The sequence below is a fragment of the uncultured Nostoc sp. genome (assembly GCF_937863485.1).
GTDB lineage: Bacteria > Cyanobacteriota > Cyanobacteriia > Cyanobacteriales > Nostocaceae > Nostoc.
On the sequence record NZ_CALMFY010000015.1, the window covers coordinates 24,008 to 31,041 of the forward strand.

Consider the following 7,034-nt stretch of genomic DNA (forward strand, 5'->3'; position numbering starts at 1 on the left):
ATTTTAGATGTTAATACTATTCTCAAAATTTTCTAAATTATCGAGCAGATATATAGCAGATTCATAAGTTTCAGTAATTAATCCATTTTGTTCTTCTGTGGTGGATATCAAATTATCAGCTAGAGAGCGGAGAGAGCTAAGGATGAGATTAAGAGAAGTCCGAAACTCAACGGAGATATGATTAAAACTTTGAGAATAAGTACTTATAATATCTTGATTCTGCTCAGAAATTGAGATGAATTGCCCCTTCATTTGTAAGCTAATAACATCCTCAAAAACATCTATGGTGTTGAGAATTCTCCAAGCTGATTTGTAAGAGTCTTCAATTAATTCCTGCCGTTCTTGGGAATTGTCTACTAGATCATCAAGCAATAAGCGCAGGAACCCAATCATCGAGTTGAGTTGCGTCCGAATTTCGTGAGAGATGCGGAGCCAGCTTTGATTGTGTTTAGTAGCTTCAGGATATTCAGCAAATCTTTTGGAGTTTAGGCGCATTGCCTTAAGAATTTTTGTCTGAATCAAGTTTTTATTAGGGCGATCGCTAAATTGCATTGAGTACAAACGTGAGTAATAACCACCCTTTTGTAAAAGTTTTTCATGGGTTCCTACCTCTACTACTTGTCCTTGATCTAATACGGCTATTTGATCGGCTTTTTGGACTGTGGAAAGACGGTGAGCAATTACTAGGGTGGTGCGATCGCGACTAAGATCATCGAGTGCAGCTTGTACTAAGCGTTCGGAAACGGTATCTAAAGCGCTGGTGGCTTCATCTAAAATCAGAATTTCGGGATTTTGGAGTAGGGCGCGGGCGATCGCTAATCTTTGCCTTTGTCCACCAGATAACATCACGCCGCGATCGCCAATCAAGGTGTCAAATTCCTGAGGCAATTTGCTAATAAACTCATAGGCATTTGCCCGCTTGGCCGCTGTAAGAATTTCATCTCCAGTAGCTTCTGGTCGCCCATAGGCGATGTTATTTCGCACCGAGTCATTAAAAAGAAAGGTATCTTGACTGACAATTCCCATTCGCTTTCGCAGGGATATTACATCGAACTCCCGCAAATCGATGCCGTCAATGGTAATACTGCCAGCGATCGGGTCATAAAATCTGGGTAAAAGGTCTGCCATAGTGGATTTCCCAGCACCAGAACTGCCTACTAATGCTAAGGTTGTGCCACGCGGTAAATATAAATTCACATCTTTGAGTACCAACTTCTCATGACCAGGGTAGGCAAAGCAAAGAGAATTAAAAGACACGCCCTCTTTTAATTTTGTATAGGGAAGCTTACCTTTGCCCATGAACGGCTTATCGTGCAGGCTTAAAAACTCATTGGTAACATCCACACTGGCGGCGGTACTGGCAAAGTTGCTGCGAATAGTATTTAACTGAGAAATCAATGGCAGCACTCGCAGTAGTACTAATAAATATGTCAGAAGTACGGTAGAAAGGGAAGAAACTTGGTTTGCAAAGAAGGTTTTACTCAAAAGTACAATCAGCAGTAAAGCTGTAATACCCATCACCTCACCCATAGGTGTAATCGCTTCCGAATTAACCTGAGATTCAAAATCTGCTGTTTCGCGATCGCGAATTAATTTTTTAATCCGTTGATATTCTTTTTCTTCATTTCCTGTTGCCTTTACCAATCGAATTCCGTTCAAAGTCTCTAGCACAGAGATTGAATATGCTCTAGACATCTGACTGAGTTGCTTACCAAAATTTTTAGACCGGGAAATGGCATACTGATTTATTAACGTCACCAACGACAGCAAAAACGTAGCAGCAATTGTCAACTGCCAAGAAATTGACAGTAATAAACCGACAAAAACTAAAATTGTAATTACCAGAATAACTATCTTGACTATACTACCTATAGCACTTGCAGCCCGGCCAATTTCTCCACCAAGACAGTTTATTAAATCACCAACCTTCGTCTTGGCATAATAATCTATATCAATTTCTAGTAATAGCTTTAACCCGGTTTCGCGCATATCTGATGTCAGCTTTCGGGTTAAAGAACTCGATGCTAAGGAACTGGCATAAGTAGCTAAGTTCTTTAAAATAATTGTAAATATAATTGCCCCAGCCATTACTGCTATCCGGTAAGGTTCTGGAGTATGATCAAATGGAGATATCAACCTTTTTAGGATGGGAGGAGCGCTACTTAAATCTACTTCTTGCCCCACAATTTTTAAAACCACTGGCACAATTAAAGCTGTGCTGATCCCATTAAATAAAGCTCCAGAAAATCCTAACAATATTGTCAGCAGAATTAAACCTGGATAGGGTTTAGCGAATCTTCGTACTAGTTTTCTGGTAGACATTGGGTATTTTTATGCAACTTTCACTTCTTAATATTATTCACAAATTACTTGCCAAATTTGCTAAAGTTCAAATAAATCAAACTAAATAATCATCATGTCTCAACTCCGTTAAAACACAGTTCCATCTACAACACCAGCTTTTAAAGATTTTGCCAGATAAAATGCCAGAACTGCTGTGGCACAATGAAAGAATGAAAATCTCTTTTTCAATGCCCCACGCCCAATCAATATTCACAACTGAGCAATTACAGACTTGAGCACAGAAGCCATAGCCTCTATGCTATAGTGTTCCACACATCTTTCTCTTGCCTTGATACCTTGCTGGTTTGCTGACTCTAAATTTTTAAATATCAATTGAATTTGTTCAGCAAGTTGTTCAGGACAAGCAGGGTCAACCAAATAACCAGTATTACCTAAAATTTGGGGAATATCTCCAACGCGCGTTGATAATACAGGTTTAGCCATTGCCATGCCATCTGTCAACTTCAGGGGAAACTGAGCGCGAGCAGTCAAAGTATCTCGCTGGGGAACAACTACAATGTGAGCAGCTGCTACAATTTTAGGCATTAATTCTACAGGGCACTTTGGTAATTTAATAATCCAACGCCCCCACTTTTGAATCAATTTATCGTCATAATCATCGTAAGGGCTACCACCCACAATCACTAATCTTAAATCTGGCTCATGCAACAAATTGAGCGCCATTAGGATGTCTTCAACCCCCTTGTGAGGTCGTGGTGCCCCAGGAAACATGAGAATTCGATACTCAGAAAGACCATAATCCGTTCTGCTAGACTCAGAATCATACTTCTGAGGGTCAAACATTGCGGTATCTTTACCATTAGGTACGTAAACACCACCGAAGCGTTTTTGGAGAAAGTGAGTATCTATCGTGACTGCATCTGCTTTTGAGACTAAGCTTTCCATCCACTGGAGATACAGTGGATGATCTGGAAATTTCAATGCCCCATTTTTCTTGAAAATGTCGCGATAAAATTGCTTAAGACTAGGACGATATTTCCACTCATCACCTCCGTGCCAACTGAGTTCCCAGTCATCCATATCTAAAATTAAAGGACGACCACCACTAAATTTTTTCAGTAGCGATAGACCAAAACTTGTAAACTTTGGTTTTACTGCATAAATAATATCTCCATCTATTTTTTGCAGGAGTTGACGAGCAGATATCAGAAATTCCGGATAATTTGTACCTGCAAGAGAAACAACTGATATGCAAGCCGGAGGAATCGCATACAGTTCTTTCCCATAAATAAAACCAAGAATCTCTACTTGATAATTGAGGCTTTGCAGTACTTGAGCTAATAAATACGCTCGAATACTACCGCCTCCAGATAGATCACCAACAACTAATGAAACTTTCAATTTTGAAATTTTCTCCTGTCAATTCGCAATTTCAATATTAATAAATATTTAAATTCTACCAGAGTGTCATATAGGAAAAAGTCCCGTGCATATCTTCATAATGAATATGTCATTTCTTGCGCCAGGGATTTGTAACTTGATTCGGTAAAAATACTTTAGCGAATCTGTCAAAAACCCTTGTATATAATGAACGACTAATATTTTTAGCATATTGAGGTCGATAAGGATAGGTACAGTGAAGAACTTTAATTTGTTCCTGAATATTATAAGCATCCTCCCACTTACTGAGATAATTATAAGTGGGTGGTAGGATTTTCATGTGAGGGCGTACAGATGCAATCGCAGAAGCAAAAGCCCCTTGGTCTTTTAAAAGTAATTTATCTTGGTTGTTTTTGACAATCTCAAAATAACGTTGAAATTCCTCAAAAAACACCTTGGTCACTTCTGTTTTACAAAAAGCTATCAAACCGCTATTATATTGCACACTATCTGCTTGCAAAGGTAACCCGATAGATTGCAGAATTGGCAAAACATTTTGTAAAAGGTCTTCTTGTTTTCCCCGTAATAAATTTGTGGCTTTAACAATAGAAGGTTGCACATCTTCAGTTAATAGCAAATCATATTCATCTAAATATTCAAATACGTCGTTGATATCGGAAAGTAAGCAAATATCTGAATCTAAGTAAATCGTTTTATCAAATTCAGAGGCTTCATAGAGAGCCAGTTTTGCTTGACGTGATGCTAAAACAGTATTTTCATTTGCAGGTGCTGGCTTTAAAATTACATTTTTAAAAGCCTTCAGAAAAGGATAGAGTACTATTGGAACTTGGTCAATTAAAATAATGATTGGCTCTTGATGAAACTTTCTAATTGCCGCCAAAAAATGAATACAATCTTGAAAAGGGTAAAGTCCAGTTAAAATTGTAATAAATCCTCTACTTTCTGTTTTCATAAATAAGTTAAATAATTATTACTTTTAATCCTCGTCTATCAATCTAATTTAATGTGTCCATTCCCAGACACTTTTACTCCAGTCTTCGTTATAGTAAAAAACTCCTTTCCATTGGGAAAAGTGAACAAAATCTTCGATTTTTAACGTTTTATTCACATCCCTAATCATATAGAGAGGTCTCTCACCGTAAAATGATGCCCACATAGTATAACTACTAGGAGGACCAATAATATAATCACATTCAGCTAAAGAATACATATCTTCAATTATATGATTATTGCCATAAACATAAGATAAATGTTGGAAATAATCCTCCTTTTGCTCCTGATTTGAGCAAATCAAAAATGTCACTTTTTTGTTAGGAAATAGTGTTTGTGCTGATTCCATTACCTTTAAATAATCTTCAACTAAATAAAAATATCTGCCATTTTGATGTTGCTGATAATCTCCATGACGAACATGGACTCCAATGATCACATCAGTCTGGCTACGAATATTGGATATGAGTTTTGCTACATTTAACTGATACTTTTTTAAAGGTTGAAAGTAAGCACGAATTTTTTCCCCATGTTTTTGTAGATTTGATATATCATCTACAAACCATCCATCGCGAAATACCCATCCTTGAAAAAAGTTGATAGACCGTGATTTTAATTCTTTTGTGATGCTGGAATTACTCCAGCTAAACGGCTGATTACGCTTAATCTCAATTGTGTTCAAGCGTCCACTTTCAGCTAAATAACGATTAATCTTATAGTAGTATTTACGTAGCAATTGGTTTCCTGCAATTGAAAATGGTGGAAAAGGGTAACAACATAAAAAATCTTTATCTGTTGAGCTAAAAAGATTAGCATACTCTTCAAATGCTGGGTTTATAACTGTAAAATTATTTTCCCTAGCAAATGCAATAAAATTAGCAAATAACAATAACCTGTTGCCTAGTTGTCCAGATTTTGCAGAGATTACTAACATGTATAAAACCTCTAAAAATGAACACTGGGTAATATTTACTCAACCTTTAATATGCCAAAAATATAGATAGAATTTTAATTCTATTAAATTTAGCAGATTAAAGGAGATATCCCCGATGATTGAATAGATTTTTTGGTATCCTTATAACAGTAAATAACAAAATAAATCTAACTTTGTATTTGCGGTTATTTCCAGAGAAAATTCACTGATAAATTCAGATAAATTTTGCTTTGTTGTGGTATAGTTACCGTATACCTACGGTTGTATATTATCATATATTAATCAGACATTACATTTGTACTAAACCAAGTACAAATACTTAATACAATTTATGCAGGTAGCCTGGTTACTTGCTGAGACTTAAAATTGCTACACAATACTAAAGATTTATGTTGTAAGGGAGGCAGAGGTAATGCAGGTAATCCGTTTGGAAGCACTCTCAGACAACTACATATTCTTGTTACATGATCGCAAAGAAAATATCGCTGCTGCTGTCGATCCAGCAGAGTCTCAACCAGTATTAAAGAAACTGGCAGAATTAAAAGCTGAGTTGGTAGCAATTTTCAACACACACCACCATAACGATCATGTGGGTGGTAATAAGCAATTAATGGAACAATTCCCCCAACTGATAGTTTATGGAGGAGCCGAGGATCGTGGTAGAATTCCGGGACAGCAGGTGTTTTTGCAACAAGGCGCTCGCGTCCAGTTTGCAGACCGCATAGCTGAAGTTGTCTTCGTTCCCGGACATACCCGCGCTCACATCGTTTACTACTTTCCCCCCGACAAAGCTGGTGAGACAGGTGATTTATTTTGCGGCGATACCCTATTTTCTGGCGGTTGCGGTCGCTTGTTTGAAGGAACAGCAACCCAAATGGTGGACTCTTTAAGCAAACTGCGCTCTCTACCCGATGATACACGCGTCTGGTGTGCCCACGAATACACCTTAAAAAATCTGCAATTTGCTCTAACTGTGGATGGCGACAATACCGACTTACAAAGACGCTTCAATGAAGTAGAAGCTTACCGTAGTCGAGGAGAAGCTACCATACCCTCGCTACTGGCAGTAGAAAAGCGAACCAATCCCTTTTTACGTTGGGATCAGCCATCATTACAATTAACTCTTAAGAGTAGTGATGCAGTCCAAACCTTTGCGCGTATACGGGAAATGAGAAATAACTTTTAGGCATTGGGCATGGGACATTGGGGAGCCACTGCGTTGTCCGGGTTCCCCGGCTTGTACTCCTATGGGGATCTTGCTAGCAAGAGCGTCTCCCCTTCTCCCTTTGGGAGAAGGGGAGACGCCAAGGGCGATGCGGTTTCTTGACTTGTACCCCTGCGGGGAAGCAAGCTACAACCCAACCTACATTGATAGATTTTATTATAAGTAATCACCCGAACTTGA

At 38.2% G+C, this 7,034-nt stretch carries 5 protein-coding genes; 1 reads left to right on the top strand and 4 read right to left on the bottom strand.

The window, feature by feature from the left end; all coding sequences use genetic code 11:
- Window positions 1-3: 3 nt before the first annotated feature.
- The 4 genes from Q0541_RS02450 to Q0541_RS02465 all read right to left on the bottom strand — a co-directional run bounded on the left by Q0541_RS02450 (window position 4) and on the right by Q0541_RS02465 (window position 5,629).
- The gene (locus Q0541_RS02450; RefSeq protein ID WP_298905069.1) at window positions 4-2,322 is read right to left on the bottom strand and encodes an ATP-binding cassette domain-containing protein; all 2,319 of its coding nucleotides are present in this window, start codon (window positions 2,320-2,322) and stop codon (window positions 4-6) included.
- 231 nt (window positions 2,323-2,553) lie between these two features.
- Window positions 2,554-3,705, bottom strand: coding sequence for a glycosyltransferase family 4 protein (locus tag Q0541_RS02455; protein WP_298905071.1), 1,152 nt, complete (start codon window positions 3,703-3,705; stop codon window positions 2,554-2,556).
- Window positions 3,706-3,814: 109 nt separating this feature from the next.
- Window positions 3,815-4,657: a glycosyltransferase gene (locus tag Q0541_RS02460; RefSeq protein ID WP_298905074.1), complete on the bottom strand. Its 843-nt coding sequence runs from the start codon at window positions 4,655-4,657 to the stop codon at window positions 3,815-3,817.
- Between the two features lie 48 nt (window positions 4,658-4,705).
- Window positions 4,706-5,629, bottom strand: coding sequence for an alpha-1,2-fucosyltransferase (locus Q0541_RS02465; RefSeq protein WP_298905077.1), 924 nt, complete (start codon window positions 5,627-5,629; stop codon window positions 4,706-4,708).
- 412 nt (window positions 5,630-6,041) lie between these two features.
- On the opposite strand from Q0541_RS02465, the gene gloB reads away from it, so the two are divergent.
- A complete protein-coding gene (gene gloB / locus Q0541_RS02470; protein ID WP_298905080.1) occupies window positions 6,042-6,815 on the top strand; it encodes a hydroxyacylglutathione hydrolase in 774 nt (257 codons plus the stop codon).
- Window positions 6,816-7,034: the final 219 nt, after the last annotated feature.